Below are 20,724 nucleotides of genomic sequence, written 5' to 3' on the forward strand. Positions count from 1 at the left end.
AGTAAAACTGACGAAAATATTCAGCATTAGAAGGGAGAGACGGTACATGAAGGATTATATCCGGGTGTGTGATGTTGAGAAATACTACGGCAGTGCCTCGAATGTGACGAAGGCCATTGACCGTGTCAGTTTTACCGTAGCGCAGGGAGAATTCGTGGGAGTGATGGGGGCGTCCGGTTCCGGCAAGACGACGCTTCTGAACATACTTTCCACCATCGACAGAGTAACGGCGGGGCATATATGGTACGGGGATACGGACATTGCGGAGATGAAAGAGAATGCGCTTGCCGAATTCAGGAAGGAGAATCTGGGGTTTGTATTCCAGGATTACAATCTTCTGGATACGCTGACGATCGAGGAGAATATCATCCTTGCCATGACGCTGCATGGGCGCGGGAAGAAGGAGATCTGCGGCAGATGCGAGGAGATACTGGGCGTCCTTGGGATTAAGGATATCCGGGACAAATTCCCCTATCAGGTATCAGGCGGCCAGAAGCAGCGGTGTGCCTGTGCGAGAGCCTTGGTCAATGATCCGCGTCTGATTCTTGCGGACGAACCTACGGGGGCGTTGGATTCCCGGTCCGCCCAGACGCTTCTTGAGACGTTTACCGATATGAACCGGAGGATGCGAGCAACGATACTTATGGTCACCCACGATGCATTTTCGGCAAGCTACAGCAGCCGGATCTTGTTCTTGAAGGACGGGAAGATATTCCATGAGCTGATACGCGGTTCGAAGAACAGGCGGGATTTCTTAAATGAGATCCTGGATGTTCTGGCCCTGACGGGAGGTGAAGCGAGCGATGCTAGGTAAACTTGCATTTCGGAATGTCAGGCGTTCTGCCAGGGATTATCTGGTGTATTTCCTGACTATGACCTTCGTGACGGCACTGATGTTCGCATTTAACAGCCTGATCTTCACCAGGGACATTGAAGAGATGTTTCAGGTGGCCGGTCTGATGATGGCGCTTGTGGGACTTGCAACCTTCTTCATTGTATTGATCGTGGCGTGGCTGATCAATTACATGGTACGGTTCATGCTTGAAAAGCGGAGCCGTGAATTCGGGATCTATCTTCTGATCGGTATGAAGAAGAAGGAGATCGCCCGTCTGTATCAGCGGGAGAATATCCTGCTTGGGATATGTGCATTCCTTATAGGGATGGTGTTTGGAGTCCTTTTGCAGCAGGTGATCATGGCGATCCTGTACAGCATGATTCGGATGAAATACGACCTTCACATGGAATTCAACAGAGATTGTATCTTGATGACTGCCGCTTGCTACGGGGGGTGTTATCTTCTGGCTCTGTTTCGGTGCAAGAGGCGGTTCAAGAAGATGAATATCCGCGACCTGATGGAGGCTCAGAAGAAGAATGAGGAGGTGCGGGAATCGCATGAGCAGTTGAAGAGATGGCTGTTCCCTGCGTCTGTCCTGTTTCTGGGATTATTTGCGGCGTTTATCTTCTTAGGCGGGATTCAGAACGGGGGGCATGTGTTGTTCTTTCTGGTGGGGATCGTCCTGGTCATTTATTTCTTCTATATAGGTTTATCTTCCTGGCTAGTCTGTTATGTGAGAAGAAGGGGGGATGCGGTGTACCGCGGACAGAATCTCTTCCTGCTGCGGCAGTTTTCCTCGAAGCTTAAGACCATGAGCTTTACCATGGGGACGCTGACGGCTCTGTTTACCGTAGCATTCTTAGGATGTACGGTGGCGATGATGTTCAGCGACTATCAGAATAAGATCCTTGAAACGAAGTTCCCATTTGACGTGCAGATCAACAGTGCGGACACGGAGGATGATTTCGCGGATGAGCTGGAGGTCATAGAGGAATCGGCGAAGATATCAGAGGCTTATCCATATCATATCTATGCAAGGCTCCCAAAAGGCGAGCAAGGCAGTGCAAACGGTGCACAGGCAGATGGGCGCATCCCGGAGGAAAGCCAGGTCAATATCTGGCTCAGCACCCATTTGAAGACCTTCGGCAGGACGTATCTGAATGAGGATGGAAGCCCGAACCTTAAGAAGATCGCGAAAGACAGCGGGCAAGGTGCGTTCTATTGTAAGTATGATACCTATATGAAGCTGTCGGATTATAACCGTCTCCGCAGTATGCTTGGATATCCTGCAGTTTCTCTTGGAGAGCATGAATATCTCATTCATCTGAAAGAAAGGATACGGAAAGAAGCCGGGAATCTGAAGGATGATATTACGATCCGGGGGAACGAGGGGGAACTTCAATTCGCAGGATATTATGCGGAACCATTTTCACAGGACGGACATAACGGCGGAGACTATGTGATCGTTGTTCCTGATTCGCAGGAGGCGCTGCTGACTCCTTATTATTCGGAGCTGGCTGTGGATATTGAGGGAGAAGCGCCGCTTGGACTGGGGAATAAGCTGGATAATATCGGCGGGCCGAAATCCCGGGACGATACCGGGGTCGATGAGGACTTTGCAGGGCATAAGGCATTGCAGGGAAATATCTGCTGCGGTTCGGATACGATCGTCGTTATGTCAGTGGAGAATATGGTGCGGGACAATCTGATACCGGAGACGAAGTATATGCTGTCCAGCCTGATCTTCCCGTGCTTCTATATAGGGCTGGTGTTTTTATGCGTTGCTTTGACGGTGCTGTCTGTGCAGCAGCTCAGTGATTCTGCAAAGTATAAGTTCCGGTATTCGGTGCTTAAGAAGCTTGGGATGAACAGGCAGGAGATCGGGATGGTGATCCTCAAACAGCTTGTGTGCTATTATCTGTGCCCGGTATTCCTTGCGGCGGTGATCGGCGGGAGTGTATCGGTGTTCATGAGCGGGAAATTTATCTTTTATACGGGGATCCGCACGGCGGTGATCAATTATTTCGGGTTATCGTTCTTACTGTTCTTCGGAATCTATGCTCTGTATTTTATTACGACTTATGTAAGCTTCAGGAGGAATGTGGAGGTGTAGACGCTGCTAACATACAACATAAAACAGTCTGTCGGTCTGGAATGGCTGACAGTTTAGGGTTGACAACAGCAGGTCATATGGCGTATTTTATATAAGTCGAATAGAGGACAATAGGAGGAAATACTCTGTGGGATCATAAAGAGTGAAAAACAGTTTATGAGTATTCGGGAATTGACGGTTGGCGGTCTGTTTGCGGCGTTGATCGCAGTCGGGGCATTCATTAAGATCACGCTGCCGACAGAGCCGATACCTATGCATTTTACCCTGCAGTGGTTCTTTGTGCTGCTTGCAGGGCTTATGCTTGACAGAAGGCTTGCGGGATTCAGCGTGGGGGCGTATCTGCTGATCGGGTTAGCCGGAGTGCCGGTATTTGCTTCCGGCGGCGGTCCGGCGTATCTGCTTCGGCCGGGCTTCGGCTATCTCCTGGGATTTGCCGCGGCTGCATATATTATGGCATGGTTGTGTGAATGGCTTGGAACACTGCGGTTTTCGAAGCTTCTTTTTGTTTCCGCTGCAGGCCTGCTGGTATATTATGCCGTCGGTATGGTATATTATTATGCCGTATGCCGTTTTCTGATCTTCCAGGAGGTGACGTGGAAGATCTTGCTGGTAAATGGTTTTCTGGTGACTGCGGGAGCGGACTTTGCCCTCTGCGCAGCCGCCGTATGCACAGCAGCAAGGCTTCGGGGAACGGTCAGGGCTTCGCTGTACGGATAGCTGTACGGATGGCAAGAGTGACGGAAGAAGGATGAAGATATGAGGAAGATCAGGATAGGTACAAGAGAAAGCAGGCTTGCGTGTATCCAGGCACAGATCGTGGCTGGATACATCCGCCGTAATTGCGAGGGGTATGAGACGGAGCTTGTAAAGATCGTCACGGCCGGAGATAAGATTCTGTCAAAAAAACTGGATGAGATCGGGCAGAAAGGGCTGTTTGTCAAAGAGCTGGATCTTGCATTGAAGGAGGGGGCGACGGATCTGTCGGTACACTCCCTTAAGGATATGCCGATGGAGGTTCCGGGAGAACTTCCGATCATCGGCTTCTCACGCCGGGAGGACGCAAGGGATGTCCTTGTGCTGCCAAGAGGAAGTACGGAATATGATTACCGAAGGCCGATCGGCTGTTCCAGCAACAGGCGGATCCTGCAGCTTAAGGAGCTGTATCCGGATGCCGAGATCAGGACCGTGCGCGGCAATGTCCTCACAAGGCTTCAAAAACTGGATGACGGAGAGTACGGCGCCCTGGTTCTGGCAGCGGCCGGGCTCTTAAGGCTGGGGCTGTCAGAGCGCATCAGCAGGTATTTCTCTGCGGAGGAGATGATACCTGCAGCCGGTCAGGGAATCCTGGGGATTCAGGGGCGCGCCGGGGAGGACTACAGCTATCTTAACGGCTTTTTTGACAGAGAGGCAGAGATATGCGCCCGCTGTGAGAGGGCTTTTATGGAGTACTTAAGCGGCGGCTGTTCCATACCCGCCGGCGTGTACGCCAGGATTCTCGACAAAGAACGGATGAAGGTTCAGGGATTATATTATAACGAGGCGTCTAAGCGTTCCCGAAGGATGTGTATAACGGGAGATCGAAGACGGCCCGAAGCCCTGGGCAGAGAACTTGCAAGGCAGCTTAAGGAAGGCAGAGAATCGCTCGGATGATACAGAGGTGAAGAGATGATGCAGACAGGAAAAGTATGGCTGGCCGGGGCCGGTCCGGGCTCTGTAGAGCTTCTGACCGTGAAGGCCTGGAAGCTTATTAAGGCGGGAGATTGTATCGTATATGACAGGCTTGTCGGTAATGAGATCCTGTCCATGATTCCGGCGGACACAGAACTGATCAATGTGGGTAAATCTTCAGGACATCACGCGATCCCGCAGACGGAGATCAATCAGATCTTGATCCGGGAGGCAAAGCTTGGCAAAAAAGTGATACGGTTAAAAGGCGGAGATCCTTTTTTGTTTGGAAGGGGAGGCGAAGAGATAGAGGCCTTGCGCCGGGAAGGGATCCCCTTCGAAGTGGTGCCGGGAGTATCTTCCTGCGCCGCGGTTCCGGCTTATAACGGGATTCCGGTGACCCACAGGGATTATGTGTCGAGCGTGCATATTATTACAGGACACCGCAGAAAAGGAAGAGACAGGCAGACAGACTATGAGGCCCTTGTGCGGACGAAAGGGACGCTGGTATTTCTCATGGGCGTGCAGGCGTTGGAAGAGATCATGGAGAATCTTATGCTCGCGGGGATAGCGGGCAGTATGCCGGCCGCCATCCTGCAGCAGGGGACGACCGCGGATCAGAGAAGGGTCACAGCAACAGTCGCTACCCTGGCAGAGGAGGCAAGAAAGCGGCAGATCGGGCCGCCTTCTGTTATTATTGTGGGAGAGGTCGTGAAGCTTGCAGAGGAGTTTGCATGGCATGAGCAGCTTCCGTTGTCGGGAGAGAGGATTCTTGTGACGCGTCCGGCAGAGCGGGGAGATAAGCTGCAGGAGTATTTGAGAGCGCTGGGGGCGGAGGTGCTTACGGTCCCCGTTATCCGAACGGTCCCCGCAGACGGCCAAAAGCGTCTGAAAAGAATCCGTAAGGAGTTAAAAAGGCTCAGGGAATACCAGGTATTGGCGTTCACTTCTCCCTATGGAGTACAGTGCTTTTTTGAGATGCTGCCGGATGCGGGGATGGACGTCAGGGATGTGTCGCATATGAGATTCGCCGTGATCGGAGAGGGCACGGCCAATGCATTGAAGGATAAGGGGATCCGGGCGGACTATATGCCCGGGCATTATGACGGGAGGTCTCTTGGCAGACTGCTTGCGAAGGAGCTTAAGGACGGAACGGGAATCCTGCTTGCCAGGTCTTCTATGGGCGGGCCGGAGATTCTTGAAGAGATCAGTAAAAACCAGGCTCTTTCTTACACGGATCTGGCCGTCTACGATACGGTATTCATGGAAAACCAAAGAGAGCGGCTGCGTCTGTTTATGAAGGATGGGAGCGTTACGAAGGTGATATTTACCAGCAGTTCTGCCGTGGAAGGATTCTGCAGGCTGTTGGGGGAATACCCTTATGAAACGGTGCAGGCGGTGTGCATGGGCGGTAAGACCGAAGAGGCGGCAAAGGCGGCGGGCATGCGGACGGTTGCGGCGCGCAATGCCTCAATAGAAGAGTTAGTTTTGCAGTGTTAATGAAGTAGTTCCTTTTTTTATATGTATGTGATATAGTATTTATTGGCAGATGTTGTCTGCAATCCGGAGATGGACTTTTATGAAAAATACACAGAGAGTATGATATTAGCTGTGGAGAAGGAGGATCTGTATGGAAAGTCAATTAGTATGGAAGGAAGAGTACAATATCGGAGTAGACATTATCGATAAAGAGCATAAAAGGCTTTTTAAGATCATTAACAAACTTTTCGCATTTGGGGAAGAAGAAAAGAAGAGTCAATGGGCATGTCAGGAGGGAATCAAATTTTTTAAAGACCATGCAATGCAGCATTTTGGGGAAGAAGAAAGATACATGATGTCTGTTAATTACGAGGGTCTTAAGACACACAGGCAAATTCATCAGGGATTTCGGAAGAAGACGCTTCCTGCGCTTGAAGAAGAGCTGGAGAAGAACAATTATTCTCCGGAAGCGGTGAGGCATTTCCTCGGCGTCTGCGCGGGGTGGCTGATCGGACATACGCTGACAGAGGACCGTGCGATCACCGGAGAAGGCCTGAGCAAGTGGGTAGACTTGCTGCCGGAAGAAGAGCTCGAAGCGATGAAAAAAGTAATCGTACAGTTGATCTTCGATATGTTCCAGTTGGAATCGCATGTGATCAGCGATACCTACAGCGGTGAGAAATTCGGCAAAGGGGTATATTACCGTCTGGTTTACAGCAGGAAGGATCAGGAAGAGGAGTGTGAGATCTTCCTGGTATTTGAGGAGAAGCTGCTCATCAACACGGTCGGAAAGGTCATGGGGATCGAGACGAACAAGCTGGATGCGATGCTGCTCAATGCTGCCAGATATACGGCGCGTCAATTTGTCGGGCGTGTCAGGGAACATCTGCCGGATTCGGAATTGTACGAGGTGAAGGAAGAGAATCTTCTTACATACGAGCAGTTCCGTGAGATGTATGAAAAGGAAAGACTGCAGGTCAGTCTCTTGTTAGATACAGGGGCAGGATATTTTGCATACTGCGCTATCGCGCCGCATCTGCTCCAGAATGGGATCGGAACTCCGATCGGGGCGGAGAATAACGCTATGGCAGAGATTGAAGAATATCTGACGAGGCGGGAGGAGGAAGCGGTTCCGAAGAAGAAGGTACTTATAGTAGACGACTCTATGACTATACGGCAGAGTATGAAGAATCTGCTGGAGGAAGATTATGAGGTGGCTATGGCAAGCTCCGGGGTGGAAGCGCTTCGGTGTGTCATCCTTGACAAACCGGATCTTCTTCTGCTTGATTATGAGATGCCGGTCTGCGACGGGAAACAGGTATTGGAGATGATCCGCTCGGAGAATTCTCTGTCGGATATTTCAGTCATCTTCCTGACTGGAAGGACGGATCCTGATACGGTGAGAAGGGTGATCGCCTTAAGGCCGGACGGATATCTGGCGAAATATCTGAAGCCTGCGGAGATTAAGAAGAAGATAGACGATTATTTCGAAAAGAAAGTTTGAATATAGTTATGATTTCTTTAGCGTGTAGTTCCCGGGTAGGAATTGCACGCTGTTTTGGTATATGTACGCGGAAAATCGGTGCATACTGAAATGTGACAGAATTGTTATGGAATAGTCATGGAAGGGTCATGCGCACGGTGTATACTAAAAATACATCAGGACGGAGAATACTTCTTCCTGAGAGTCTGGTTATAAAGGGTGAACAATATGGAAATATTAAGAGTCGAAAACCTTTGCAAGGTATACGGGGAAGGAGAGAATGCGGTACATGCGCTGGATGACGTATCTTTTACAGCGAACCGCGGAGAATTCATATCGATCGTCGGTTCGTCCGGTTCGGGCAAATCAACGCTTCTGCACATGATCGGCGGAGTAGACAGGCCCACATCCGGGAAGGTGACGGTAGGAGGAATCAATGTCTATTCGCAGGACGAGGAGGAGCTGGCGATATTTCGGAGACGTCAGGTGGGTCTGATCTATCAGTTCTATAATCTGATCCCGGTTCTGAATGTGCGGGAGAACATGATGCTTCCGGTGTTGATGGATGGAAGAGAGGTCAATGAGAAGAGAATGGAAGAACTGATTATGCTTCTTAAGCTTAAGGGCAGAGAGGGACATCTGCCAAATCAGCTCTCCGGCGGTCAGCAGCAGAGGGTCTCCATCGGAAGAGCGCTTCTCAATGCGCCGGCGCTCCTTCTTGCCGACGAGCCTACCGGGAATCTTGACAGTGAGAACAGCCGGGAGATTATGAAGCTTCTGCGCTACTCCAACGAGGTCTATCATCAGACGGTGATCGTAATCACGCATGATGAGAATATCGCTCTGCAGGCGGATCGGATCATTGCGCTGGAGGACGGGCGGATCGTGAAAGACGAGGTGATCAGGCGATGAATATTTTCTCCAGAATTACGGCAAAGACGATGCGGGCAAACCGTGTCAGGACGATCGTGACCATCATCGGCGTTATTCTGTCGACTTCTATGATCACGGCAGTGGCGACCTTCGGCACCAGCTTCCAGAGATTCCTTTTGGATTACAGTATCGCCATGTACGGCAACTGGCATGTGGCTGTCTCGGGAACAGACAAGGACAGTGCAGATAAGCTTGCAGAAGATCAGGATGTTGCCAAAGCAGCCAGGCTTAAGGTAATGGGATATGCCCGGTTTGAACCGGTGCTTGATAATTCTCCCAGTATGCCGTATCTCTATGTGCGGGCCTTGTCGGAAGAGGCTTTGGAGATGCTTCCGGCCTTGATGAAGGAGGGAAGGCTTCCGAAGAAGGATAATGAGATTGCAGTCCCGTCTTATCTTCTGGCAAATGAAACGCAGGGGCAGGAGACGAAGATCGGGGATACGTTTACTCTGGAACTTGGGGAACGGACTTTGAACGGCGAGAGACTGGGACAGAACAATTGCTATATGAACGGGGACTCCGGCGATATGGAGACATTTACCCCAAAGGAAAGCAGGACATATACGGTGGTCGGCATCTACGACAGATGGCCGGATACTTCTTATTCGGGAGCGGGATATGATGTGCTGGCCGGACCGACGGCAGAGAAGACCGAGTATCAGGATGTATTCATAGAGATGAAGAAACCGCGTCAGGTGTTTGATTTTGCAAAAGAGAAGATTACGGATGGAGATACGCAGGTCATGTTTAACGAGTCCCTCTTAAGGTGGCTTGGAATCGCAGATAATTCGAATCTGATTACTATATTGGCGGGGCTAATGGCGATACTGGTCGTTGTGATCATGGCAGGTTCGATCACGCTGATCTATAATGCGTTCTCCATCTCGCTTCGGGAGAGAACCGTGCAGTTCGGACTGTTATCCTCCATCGGGGCGACGAAGAAGCAGCTTCGCCGTGTAATGCGGTATGAAGCGTTCTTCGTCAGTATAGTGGGTATCCCGCTGGGTATCCTGGCAGGTGTCGGCGGCATAGGCGTGACGCTTCATTTTATCGGAGAGAACCTTACAAACTGGATCCATGGGACGAAGATGGGAATCCCGCTGTATGTGCCGGTGTGGGCGGCAGCCGCGGCTGCGGTGACGGCGTTCGTGACGATCATGATATCGGTGTGGATTCCTTCAAGACGGATCAAGAAGATCACGCCTATGGAGGTGATCCGCGCAAGCAATGAGATCCGTATCAGACCGGGCGAGGTGAAGACAGGAGGATGGATCGTCTCTTTGTTCGGACTTGAAGGGATGATGGCACAGAAGAATTATAAACGTGACCGCAGGAAATACCGTGCAACAGTGGTCTCCCTGACCATGAGTATCGGGCTGTTTACGGCGGCGGGGCTTTTCAATCGGTATCTGATGGATACAGGAGCCTTCGTTCTGGATGCTCCGAAGTCAGATTTGGAATATACGCTCTATGCAGAGGTGAAGGAGCGTAATGAGGATGTGAAGAAGATCATCGGAAATACGCAGGGCGTCTTGTCGGTATCCGGTTATTATAAGGAATCTTTTGATTTTCTGGTTCCCGAGGAGTGGGCGCAGGAAGAGGTCCTGGGGTACTATGCAGAGAGCTTTGCGGACGGAATAGACATGGTTACAGACTTGGATACGGACGGGAAGGTATGGATCGACGGTACGATGATCGTTCTGCCGGATGAGGACTTCGCCCGGTATGCGAAGGAGCAGAAGGCGGATCTGTCCGATTACCAGGACGCCGATCATATCAGGGTGCTGTATCTGAATTCTGCAAAGCATTATAATGAGGATACGGAGCGTTATGAGAAGAAGCCGCTTTATCCCAGTGATGCAAACGGGATGATAGAAGGCGGGTTCATGGAGTTCAGTGAAGACGGCGAAAGCGTCTTTTTCAAGAAGACGCTTGAGATAGAATTCCTGGATGCCGCAGAGGATGTGCCGGAGGATTTTACAGGCTACCGGAATAATCCGGTAATGTTCCTGCCGGAGAGTATGTATCATAAATTCGAAGGGGAATTCAGGGAAGAAGGGTTAAGCGCGGTCTATGGAATACAGTGCGAGGATGCGTCGGAGACGCTTCAAGAGCTGGAAACGAAGTTTAATGAGCGTCAGTTGGATGAGATCGGTTATCTGGAGAATAAGAGGGAAGCATATGAGACGGACCGGAATACGATCGTTGCAGTCAAGGTGTTGACTTATGGATTCGTGATACTGATATCGCTGATTGCGGTGGCGAATGTATTCCATACGATCTCCACGAATCTGATGCTCCGCCGCAAGGAATTTGCCATGCTGCGCTCCATGGGTATGTCTCCCAAAGGATTTGGGAAGATGATGAACTATGAGTGTCTGATCTATGGGATCCGATCCCTGATCTACGGGTTCGTGATCACGCTTCTTATCAGCGCGGCGCTGTACCATGTGCTCGGTGCGGGAGCGGATGTGAAGTATCTGATACCCTGGGGATATCTTGCGGCGGCGGCAGCCGGAGTCTTCGGAGTTGTGTTTGTGACGATGCTGTATACGATGCGTGTGATCCGCAGGAATAATATCGTGGATGAATTGAAAATGAATTAAAACGAATCAGACAGGACGAACCGGTACGCCTGTGCCTCCATAATCTCGTCGTCTCCCGGCAGATACAGCTCGCCGGTGTGCATTCTTTCTTTCATTATATTTTTCACATGATTCTTGTTATTGAGAGTCCTCTGTGATAGAATGCATGTTAGGCATTGCAGTATAGTATGTGAAGGCAGGTACAGAGAATATGAATGATAAGAGAAGCTATGATACATTTTTCTTCGATCTGGACGGGACATTGACGGACTCATCTCTTGGTATCACGAATTCGGTGATCTACGCTCTGAAGAAATACGGTATCGAGGAGACGGACCGCACGAAGCTCTATCCTTTTATCGGGCCGCCGCTTACGGTGTCTTTTGAGAGATATTATGGGTTTTCAAAGGAGCAGTCTATAGAAGCTGTTGGTTACTATAGGGAGTACTACCGGGAGAAAGGACTCTTCGAGAACCGGGTCTACGACGGACTTGTGCCCGTGCTTGAAGAATTGAAGAGAAGAGGAAGGACGCTGGTTGTTGCGACCTCCAAGCCGGAACCGTTTGCCAGGAAGATCATCGAACATTTCGGACTGAATTCGTATTTTGACTATGTGGCGGGCATGGAGATGGACGGCGGACGCGGGACGAAGGAAGCAGTGATCCGCTATGCGCTTGACGCCTGCAGGATCACGGATAAGTCTAAGGTGCTGATGATAGGAGACCGGGAGCATGATGTGATCGGGGCGAAAGCCGCGGGGATCGACTGTCTGGGGATCTTGTATGGATTCGGATCCCGGGAGGAGCTTCTTGAAGCCGGGGCCGATTACATAGAAGAGACGGCGGAGGGAATTCTTAAGTATTCCTGATATTTTACTTGACAAAGGCAAAAGATATTGTTATGATTAAAAAACAGAACGCACTCTGTTTTTTGGATAATATTATTTTATTAGGTAAGAAAGAGGTGCATTATGCAAAGAGTTTATTCATTGATCGTTGATAACACCACCGGTGTGTTAAGCCGGATATCCGGTTTGTTCAGCCGGCGCGGATACAGTATTGACAGCATTACCGCCGGTGTGACGGCCGATCCCAGATTCACAAGGATCACGATCGTCGCGTCCGGGGACGAGCTGATCTTATCTCAGATCGAGAAGCAGGTCAGGAAGCTGGAGGATGTGATACAGATCAAGGTGTTAAAGCCAGAGGAATCGGTTTACCGTGAACTGATCATGATCAAGGTCCGCGCCAACGCAGCGGAGAGGGCGGAGATCATCTCGGTCGCGGATATTTTCCGTGCCAAGATCGTAGACGTGGAGACGGGTTCGCTGATGATCGAGCTTACAGGTAACCAGTCGAAGCTGGAGGCTTTTCTGAACCTGTTGGACGGCTATGAGATCTTAGAGCTTGCAAGAACGGGAATCACAGGATTGTCCCGCGGAAGCAAGGATGTTACATATATTGACTGACTGTAAAACGGAGAACGGATTTTTGCAGTAACCGTTTTCTGTTTCACAAATATTAATTACACATATTTTTAATTTATTTAAATGTAGGAGGAATGCTAAAATGGCAAAAATTTATTACCAGGAAGATTGTAATCTGTCATTACTGGAAGGAAAGACGATCGCGGTGATCGGATACGGAAGCCAGGGACATGCTCATGCCCTGAATGCGAAGGAGTCAGGATGCCATGTGATCATTGGCCTGTATGAGGGCAGCAAGTCCTGGGCTAAGGCTGAGGCGCAGGGATTCGAGGTTTATACGGCTGCTGAGGCTGCTAAGAAGGCCGACATCATCATGATCCTGATCAATGACGAACTGCAGGCAGCTATGTATCAGAAGGATATCGCTCCGAACCTTGAGGAAGGCAATATGCTGATGTTCGCTCACGGCTTCGCGATCCACTTCGGACAGATCGTTCCGCCGGCAGGCGTGGACGTTACGATGATCGCGCCTAAGGGACCTGGACATACCGTAAGAAGCGAGTATCAGGCCGGCAAGGGCGTTCCTTGTCTGGTAGCGGTAGAGCAGGACGCTTCCGGCAAGGCTCTTGACAAGGCTCTTGCATATGCTCTGGCGATCGGCGGAGCAAGAGCGGGCGTTCTTGAGACGGATTTCAGGACAGAGACGGAGACAGACCTCTTCGGTGAGCAGGCAGTTCTATGCGGCGGCGTGTGCGCACTGATGCAGGCAGGCTTCGAGACGTTGGTTGAGGCAGGATATGATCCGAGAAACGCGTACTTCGAGTGTATCCATGAGATGAAGCTGATCGTTGACCTCATCTATCAGTCCGGTTTCGCAGGAATGAGATATTCCATCTCCAATACAGCGGAGTACGGCGATTATATCACAGGACCGAAGATCATCACAGAGGATACCAAGAAGGCGATGAAGAAGATCCTTTCCGATATCCAGGACGGAAGCTTCGCGAAGGAATGGCTGACAGAGAACAAGGTCGGCGCGCCTCATTTCCGCGCTATGAGAAGAAATGCTGCAGAGCATGAGTGCGAGAAGATCGGCGAGGAGCTTCGTAAGCTGTATAGCTGGAGCGATGAGGATAAGCTGGTAAATAATTAATCATGATAAGAAACGCACATCCCGAGTGTTAAGGGGGATGTGTGTTTTTTTGCGTGCTGCTTTGACGAACACTTTGCTGAATCGAACGAAAGGAATAGAAAAATGTGCATGAGTATGATAGAATAATACAAGAAAAACCCAAGGGGAGGCTTAAGAAAGGATGATAAAAACAAAGTTCGGAAAGACGATGCAGATTTTAAGTGTGTTATGTCTGACAGCATCTACTTTATTCTTAGCAGCCGGATGGAATCAGATACCGGAAAAGGTGCCGGGGCATTATAATTTTGCGGGAGAGGCGGACTCTATGACAGGAAAGGGGACTTTGATCCTTATACCTGTCATGAATTGGCTGATGTATCTGGGAATATCCGCACTGGAGCACTTCCCGCAGGTGTGGAATACCGGCGTAGAGATCACTGCGCAGAATCGAGAAAGAGTGTATCGGGTTCTGTATCACATGATCGTCAGCATGAAATTGTCTGTAGTGCTGATCTTTTCTTTTATGACCGTCTGGCATGAAAACTATATGCCATCCTGGTTTTTTACAGCGGCGATGCTGCTAACATTTGGGCCGATGTTATTTTTCTTGATTCAGTTGTGGAGAGCCAGATAGGGGATGTCGCAATGAAGCGGAAACAATGATCACACTTAAATTATAGGACGATATGATGTGATATTCATATCCCTTAATGAATTGCCGAGGAAGTGCAGAAGTTACGGGCAGTATATCGAACGGATCGAGAACGGGCTGATCAAGGATTTGAAGGACGCATATCCGAAGGCCGGTATTCAGGAAGATGATGCCGTATGGGACGCATTTTCTGCTGTGTATAATTCCTATGATTCGAAACGGTTTGTATTTATTTTAGATGAATGGGATTTTATTTTCCACAGAGATTTTGTAACACAGAAAGACAGGGAAGAGTATATCGATTTTTTGAGTAATCTCTTAAAGGGGAAGGCTTATGTCTCGTTAGCGTATATGACGGGTATCCTGCCGATCGCCAAGTATTCCAGCGGTTCTGAATTGAATATGTTTCTTGAATATACGATGGTATCGGAAGAACTGTACGGGGAATATTTTGGGTTTACGGAAGCCGAAGTCGATGAACTGTATGAAAGATTTCTTCTGAATCAGAAGAATCCGCGAGTCACCAGAGAGGGGTTAAGGCTCTGGTATGACGGGTATCATATCAGGCAAGGAGAGCGGGTATATAATCCACGCTCCGTAGTTGCGGCACTTACCAATAATAATCTGGGAAATTACTGGACCAGTTCAGGACCTTATGATGAGATATTCTATTATATCGAGCAAAATACCGCGCAGGTACGTGAGGACTTGGTTAAAATGATATCAGATATTCCGGTCGAGGCAAATGTGTGTGAATATGCGGCATCCTCTATGGATCTGACGACAAGGGATGAGATTCTCTCAGCTATGGTAGTTTATGGATTCCTGAGCTTTGAGAAGGGATGTGTGCGGATTCCGAATAAGGAATTGATGGATCGTTTCAGGGATATGCTGATGAAATACTGGAATTTGCACATAATACAGAAGTTCCGCTGTTAAATTACAGTAACGAGACCGATCTTACGGCTGTAGTGAATCTTATCTATCTTGCGGCAAGAGATACTTATCGGGTGGAGCGGGAAGATAAGGGCGGGATCGGATACGTAGATTTTATATTCTATCCGGAGGTCGATCATACGGCTGATGGGATCATTCTGGAATTGAAGGTGAATGATACGCCAAAGAAGGCGCTGCAGCAGATTAAGGACAGGAAATATGTGCTTAGATTTGAAGGTAAGCTGGGAGAACGTCCCAAGTATACGGGGCGTGTGCTTGGTGTAGGAATTAGTTATGATAAAGGAACAAAGATACATGCCTGTAAAATAGAAGTTTTACGGGATAGAATTTCATAAAAAATATAGGGGGTAATATTATGCTTGAAAACAAACCGTCTCAGTCAATTATGACAGAATTGCTGGGACAATCCTTGTATGGAGTCTGGCAAGCGTTGTGTTCGGCCATTGATGAAAAATACGATATGGAACGGTTATGGAATACTGGCGGTAAGAATTGGACTTACGAGTACAAGTATCGCAGAGGCGGGAAAACCCTTTGCAGTCTATATGCGAAAAGCAGCTGTGTTGGTTTCATGATTATTTTTGGGAAGAATGAGAGAGCAAAATTTGAAGCCATAAGGGATACACTTTCTGATGCCGTCTGCAGGCAATATGATGAAGCCCAAACCTATCATGATGGGAAATGGGTCATGTTTGAGCCGACTGACACAACGGAATTTGATGACTATATGAAATTACTGGCGATTAAAAGAAAACCGAATCGGAAGTAAAAGACAGAACCCCCGGTTGAAGAATGTTATCATTCCTTCAGCTGGGGGTTTTTGTTACATTTTACACCAGAAATGTGCTTTTTATGTCAGAGTCATTGTCTTTTATTTGCTGTGACTTATAATAATGACAATCATTCGCTGCTGCGAGCAGTAATATAGAAAGAGGGAAAAATATGAGATTAGAAAAGAGAATACTAAGCATTTTCAGTTCATTGTGCATGGCGCTTATCATGATGACAGGAACGGCCTTAGCGGCAGGTACAGTGCCGCAGACAGAAGTAACAGAAAATGGCATCACAGGACCGGAAGCGTCAGTGGTGAATGACGCCGCCGAACCGGAACCGGTAATGGGGAATGATACCACAGAATTTCAGATAAATGTGGTTCATACGAATGATATCCATGCAAGAATTCTGGAAGATGACTGGAATCAGGTGATCGGACTTCCGAAAGTGAAGACCTATGTTGATCAGGCATCGCAGGGAAAAGATTTATCACTGGTACTGGACGGGGGAGATACCTTCCACGGGCAGTCCATTGCCACTCTCGTGCGGGGTGAGTCCGTAGCGAAGGTACTGGGCGCCTGCGGATATGATGCGATGGCGGCGGGAAACCATGACTGGAATTATGGGAAAGACCGTCTGAAAGAGCTGGAAGAGATCGTCAGACAAAATGGAAGTCCACAATTTCTCATTCTCGCCGGAAATGTAGTCAAGGAAGACGGAAGTAATTTTTTTGATCAGCATTATCTTACGAAGGAAGTTGTAAAAGACGGAAAAACATTAAAAATAGGGGTATTCGGAGTGATCGATCCGGCGATTTATCATGCAACTGCCCCGGGAAATGTAGAAGGACTAAAGTTTACAGATATGACAGTCTATGCCCGGAAAGCAGCTTTGGAACTGAAAGCACAGGGATGTCAGATCGTAGTTGGTATGGCGCACGGTATTGACCCGAAAGGCCTGGCTTCTTCTGTGGAGAGTGTGAATCTGTGGATCGCAGGACACGAACATACAACGGTGAATGAGACGGTTACAAGACCGGACGGCGGGACGGCTCTGGTGGTTGAGACGGGATATAATCTGTGGAATTTTGGAAATGTAGATATGACCTGTACATTAGATCAAGATGGAAATCTTGTAGAAGACATCCAAATGACAGAAAATCTGGTGGACTATGACACAGGCAAGGCAGTGAATGCGGATCCGAATGTGCAGGCTCTCTTAGACGGCATTACGGAAGAGCAGAAAGCGATACTTTCTCAGCCGGTAGGTTATACCCCGGAAGATCTGGATGGAATATGGGAGCATATCCGGATTGGCGAGACAACCATGGGCCGGGCTGTTACAGATGCATATCTTCTGGCGACCGGAGCAGACATCGCATTTGAAAATGCGGGCGGTATCCGTGCTTCCATAGAAAAGGGGACGGTTACATATCAGAATGTGCTAGATGTATCACCTTATGGGAATTATATTGTGACAAAAGAATTGAGCGGCAAAGAGATCTTAGAGATACTCGAAACATCGCTGGATATCATGAAAGCGAATATAGAAGCGAATGAAAGAGGAGACTATGACGGCTGGCCGGATAACAGTGGAAATATGCTGCAGGCAGGCGGGATAGAGGTCAGGTATAACTTGTCTCTTAAAAAGGGAAGCAGAATCTTACATGCGCTCGTTCAGGGAAAAGCAATACAGGAAGATAAAATGTATACGGTTGCGATGAACAATTACCTTCCCAATGACATCAGTGACTATCCCCAGTTCGAAGGGAAGGTCAATCTGCATGAATATCAGGCATGTGAGGATGCGTTGGCAGCATACTTAGGGCAGCCTGAGAATGTGGTGCTTGAGGGAATCAGCCGTGCGCGTCTGATAGCAACTGACGAGAAACCGGGCAATGGAGAGAAACCAGATGATGGCAGTCAGCCGGACGATGACGGGAAACCGGATCATAACGGCCAGCCGGACAACAACGGGAAACCGGGACAAGGCGAAAATGATAAGCAGGAGGACAGTAAGCCGAAACCGGCGGAGTCTGCATCAACGGATGCTAAAAATCCGGGTGCAAAAACCAGTGTAAAGACCGGTGATAACGTAAATATAGAATGGTACCTGTTGCTTGCGCTTGCCGGGGCCGGTGGGGTATTTGTCATATTGAGGAAAAAATGTAGTCAGCAATTGTGATAGAGAAGCAAGTATGGTAGAATGATACAGGAGAAACAAAGGAGTCTATGCAGTCTGCCCGGATACATTTTGAAGCGGAGGATGGCCGGGTAGCCGTTGCCCGCCTTGTGTTATTGGTAGACTGGAGCATACTTGTATGATTGAAGAGTACAGCATCAGCCAGTGAGGGAGCGTATTTTGTCAATATCGAGATGCCGGTTACTTTTCACACCCACGCCAGTAATAGGCTTTTTAGAAAGTGTTGGTAAATGTGCTGAAATTGAAAAAATTTTTATCCACAGTAAATGATACGTTTGAGGACAAAATGTTAATAATATTTTGTCCTCAGGTATTTCTTGTGGATAACATTTTCTCCTTTCTGTTTTTCGTCTTAAAATCCCCTTCTCACATCTTTTTCTGCGTGGTTTGATATCCATTTGTCTTGAAAAATCAACGATTTATCCCTGGCAAAATGACGAATACCAGATTTCCTTCATTCGCTTTTTTTCCAGATTTCTGCTATACTTTTTTTATTACAAGTGCGGAGGCAGCAATGAGTAAAGAAACATCACTTATAAAAAAATATAAATTACAGATCTCTAAATTGGAGAATGCTCTTAAAGAAGCAGAAAATGTAATCCGAATCCAGGAAAAATGCATTCGGACTTCGGAAGAGCTTCTTGAACAGAAAGAAGAATATATTTCCATGCTGACATTACAACTGGAAGAGACAATAGAATTAAGCAGAACGATGGCACAGGTATTAGATTCCCGCCCCTAATTCATCAAAGGAGAGTACAGATGAATCCATTTGAATATACAAGTGCATTACAGTACAAAGTGAAATCACTGGCACAGCAGATCGCCGAATTTAAATCCGGCGAGAGATACCGGAAATTAGAAGAAGAATATAAGAGCATTATTCGGAAACTTGAAAAAAATATCCGGGAATTAAAACAAGAATTAGCACAGGCACGTAAGGAGATCCGGTCTGTCCGGAATCAATGGATGGAAGCAAATGATGATCTTTACCACGAATGCCAGAAAGAACTTGACAGGAAGGACCGTCTCATTGCAAAGCTCAAAAAAGAGAATCTGGAAGTTGTTCGCCAGAGAGATGAAGCATTAGATAAATGCCGTGATATAAGACAGGAATTCTACAGGGTAGGGGCTGAACTGGAGGAAGAAAAAGGCCTGAACCAAAAACTGACTGCGCAGGTCAATATGGATTTTGAGAATTCATCCATCCCCTCTTCCCAGCAGAAACCCGGCAGGAAAAAAATCCCGAACAGCCGGGTAAAAACTGACCGGAAACCAGGCGGACAGCCAGGCCATGCCGGACACCGCAGGAAGCTCCATGCCGTAACAGAGACACATGAAATCCCTGCGCCTGCAAAATACCTGGATAAAGAGAATTATTATGAGACAGGAAAAATCATTCGGAAACAGAAAGTGGTCATCCAGATGTCTGTAGCGGTCATGGAATATACGACAAAGGAATACCGTGACAAAAGAACCGGAGCCCGTGTACATGCTCCATTTCCAGAAGGATATATTAATGAAGTGAACTATGACGGGACGGTGAAGGCACTTGCCTTTCTCCTGAGCAATGAATGCAACGTATCCCATGGAAAAATAAGAAAGCTAATCTCAGAATTGACAAAAGGCGAGATCGAACTGTCCGACGGCATGATCAATGGTCTTACCAGGGAATTTTCAGCGAAAACAGCGGAAGAGAAAAAAGAGATTATAAAGAAACTAATGCAGTCTCCGGTCATGAATGCAGATTTTACAAACGCATCTGTAAATGGGCACAGTGCGCAGGTCCTTATACTTGCATCCCCGATCGCAGATGTGGCACTTTATATAGGCAGGGAGAAAAAAGGGCATAAAGGAATAGAAGGAACGCCGCTTGAGAATTATGTTGGGATTGTCTTGCATGACCATGACAAGACATTTTACCGTTATGGAACAAAACATCAGGAGTGTACCCAGCATGACTGCCGCTATCTGATCGGAAGCGAGCAGAATGAGCCGCAGCTGGAATGGAACAAGGAGATGCACGGATTGTTCCAGGAGATGCTGCATTACCGAAATGGGTTGGGGGAGAAAGAACTTGATCCGATAATTGTTGAGGGATTCGAGAAAAGGTATGACGAAATCCTGAACAAGGCGGAGAAAGAATATCAGGATGAGCCGCCGACTGAGTATTATAGGGAAGGGTATAATCTATTTCTCCGGTTAAGGGAATATAAAGAAAGTGAATTATTGTTCCTGCATGATAAACGGGTTCCAGCCAATAATTCCCTATGTGAAAGATTGGCAAGAGTCTATAAACGAAAACAGAAGCAGGCAATTACTCTGCGGAGCCAAGAAAGTTTAAACGATATTTGTAATGGCTTAAGCATAGTCTATTTGTTACGCGCACAAAATGTAGATGTATATCAGAAGATAACAGAAATATATGAACGGAAACGCCCGCCCAAACTAAAACAGGAAAAGGTTGTTGCTAAAGCTTAACGCCAAA

The 20,724-nt window shown here is 48.2% G+C and carries 18 protein-coding genes; all 18 read left to right on the forward strand.

What is annotated here, in order from left to right; translation table 11 throughout:
• The first annotated feature begins 46 nt into the window (after positions 1-46).
• The 18 genes from VSQ62_RS13785 (at position 47) to VSQ62_RS13870 (ending at position 20,717) form a co-directional block, all read left to right on the forward strand.
• Positions 47-814, forward strand: a complete 768-nt coding sequence (locus VSQ62_RS13785; protein ID WP_334635451.1) for an ABC transporter ATP-binding protein — start codon at positions 47-49, stop codon at positions 812-814.
• Positions 804-2,948 (forward strand): FtsX-like permease family protein, encoded by a 2,145-nt coding sequence (locus VSQ62_RS13790; protein WP_334635452.1) that lies wholly within the window; start codon positions 804-806, stop codon positions 2,946-2,948. Before VSQ62_RS13785 ends, VSQ62_RS13790 begins: the two co-directional genes overlap by 11 nt.
• Before the next feature lie 156 nt (positions 2,949-3,104).
• Positions 3,105-3,665: a biotin transporter BioY gene (locus tag VSQ62_RS13795; RefSeq protein ID WP_334635453.1), complete on the forward strand. Its 561-nt coding sequence runs from the start codon at positions 3,105-3,107 to the stop codon at positions 3,663-3,665.
• 39 nt (positions 3,666-3,704) lie between these two features.
• Positions 3,705-4,598 (forward strand): hydroxymethylbilane synthase, encoded by an 894-nt coding sequence (gene hemC / locus VSQ62_RS13800; RefSeq protein ID WP_334635454.1) that lies wholly within the window; start codon positions 3,705-3,707, stop codon positions 4,596-4,598.
• Positions 4,599-4,613: 15 nt separating this feature from the next.
• Positions 4,614-6,113: a uroporphyrinogen-III C-methyltransferase gene (gene cobA, locus VSQ62_RS13805; protein WP_334635455.1), complete on the forward strand. Its 1,500-nt coding sequence runs from the start codon at positions 4,614-4,616 to the stop codon at positions 6,111-6,113.
• Between the two features lie 130 nt (positions 6,114-6,243).
• The gene (locus VSQ62_RS13810) at positions 6,244-7,596 is read left to right on the forward strand and encodes a hemerythrin domain-containing protein (protein ID WP_334635456.1); all 1,353 of its coding nucleotides are present in this window, start codon (positions 6,244-6,246) and stop codon (positions 7,594-7,596) included.
• A gap of 207 nt (positions 7,597-7,803) precedes the next feature.
• Complete coding sequence (locus VSQ62_RS13815) at positions 7,804-8,487, forward strand: ABC transporter ATP-binding protein (RefSeq protein WP_334635457.1); 684 nt, start codon at positions 7,804-7,806, stop codon at positions 8,485-8,487.
• Positions 8,484-11,114 carry an ABC transporter permease gene (locus tag VSQ62_RS13820; RefSeq protein WP_334635458.1) on the forward strand — a complete coding sequence of 877 codons (2,631 nt, stop codon included), beginning with the start codon at positions 8,484-8,486 and terminating at the stop codon, positions 11,112-11,114. Before VSQ62_RS13815 ends, VSQ62_RS13820 begins: the two co-directional genes overlap by 4 nt.
• A 190-nt stretch (positions 11,115-11,304) precedes the next feature.
• Positions 11,305-11,961 (forward strand): HAD family hydrolase, encoded by a 657-nt coding sequence (locus VSQ62_RS13825; protein WP_334635459.1) that lies wholly within the window; start codon positions 11,305-11,307, stop codon positions 11,959-11,961.
• 102 nt (positions 11,962-12,063) lie between these two features.
• Complete coding sequence (gene ilvN / locus VSQ62_RS13830) at positions 12,064-12,561, forward strand: acetolactate synthase small subunit (RefSeq protein WP_502957753.1); 498 nt, start codon at positions 12,064-12,066, stop codon at positions 12,559-12,561.
• Between the two features lie 64 nt (positions 12,562-12,625).
• A complete protein-coding gene (gene ilvC, locus VSQ62_RS13835; protein ID WP_334637661.1) occupies positions 12,626-13,672 on the forward strand; it encodes a ketol-acid reductoisomerase in 1,047 nt (348 codons plus the stop codon).
• 160 nt (positions 13,673-13,832) lie between these two features.
• The gene (locus tag VSQ62_RS13840) at positions 13,833-14,285 is read left to right on the forward strand and encodes a DUF1648 domain-containing protein (protein WP_334635460.1); all 453 of its coding nucleotides are present in this window, start codon (positions 13,833-13,835) and stop codon (positions 14,283-14,285) included.
• Positions 14,286-14,342: 57 nt separating this feature from the next.
• Positions 14,343-15,242, forward strand: a complete 900-nt coding sequence (locus VSQ62_RS13845) for a P-loop NTPase family protein (protein WP_334635461.1) — start codon at positions 14,343-14,345, stop codon at positions 15,240-15,242.
• Positions 15,243-15,274: 32 nt separating this feature from the next.
• Positions 15,275-15,595 (forward strand): PD-(D/E)XK nuclease domain-containing protein, encoded by a 321-nt coding sequence (locus VSQ62_RS13850; protein WP_334635462.1) that lies wholly within the window; start codon positions 15,275-15,277, stop codon positions 15,593-15,595.
• A gap of 20 nt (positions 15,596-15,615) precedes the next feature.
• A complete protein-coding gene (locus VSQ62_RS13855) occupies positions 15,616-16,029 on the forward strand; it encodes a DUF3788 domain-containing protein (RefSeq protein WP_334635463.1) in 414 nt (137 codons plus the stop codon).
• A 173-nt stretch (positions 16,030-16,202) separates the two neighbouring features.
• Positions 16,203-18,218: a bifunctional metallophosphatase/5'-nucleotidase gene (locus tag VSQ62_RS13860; RefSeq protein WP_334635464.1), complete on the forward strand. Its 2,016-nt coding sequence runs from the start codon at positions 16,203-16,205 to the stop codon at positions 18,216-18,218.
• 532 nt (positions 18,219-18,750) lie between these two features.
• Positions 18,751-18,978 (forward strand): hypothetical protein, encoded by a 228-nt coding sequence (locus tag VSQ62_RS13865; RefSeq protein WP_334632908.1) that lies wholly within the window; start codon positions 18,751-18,753, stop codon positions 18,976-18,978.
• A gap of 20 nt (positions 18,979-18,998) precedes the next feature.
• Positions 18,999-20,717: an IS66 family transposase gene (locus VSQ62_RS13870; RefSeq protein WP_334632907.1), complete on the forward strand. Its 1,719-nt coding sequence runs from the start codon at positions 18,999-19,001 to the stop codon at positions 20,715-20,717.
• The last annotated feature ends 7 nt before the right edge of the window (positions 20,718-20,724 follow it).

It is taken from the genome of Sporofaciens sp. JLR.KK001, from assembly GCF_036941055.1.
Lineage (GTDB): Bacteria > Bacillota > Clostridia > Lachnospirales > Lachnospiraceae > Sporofaciens.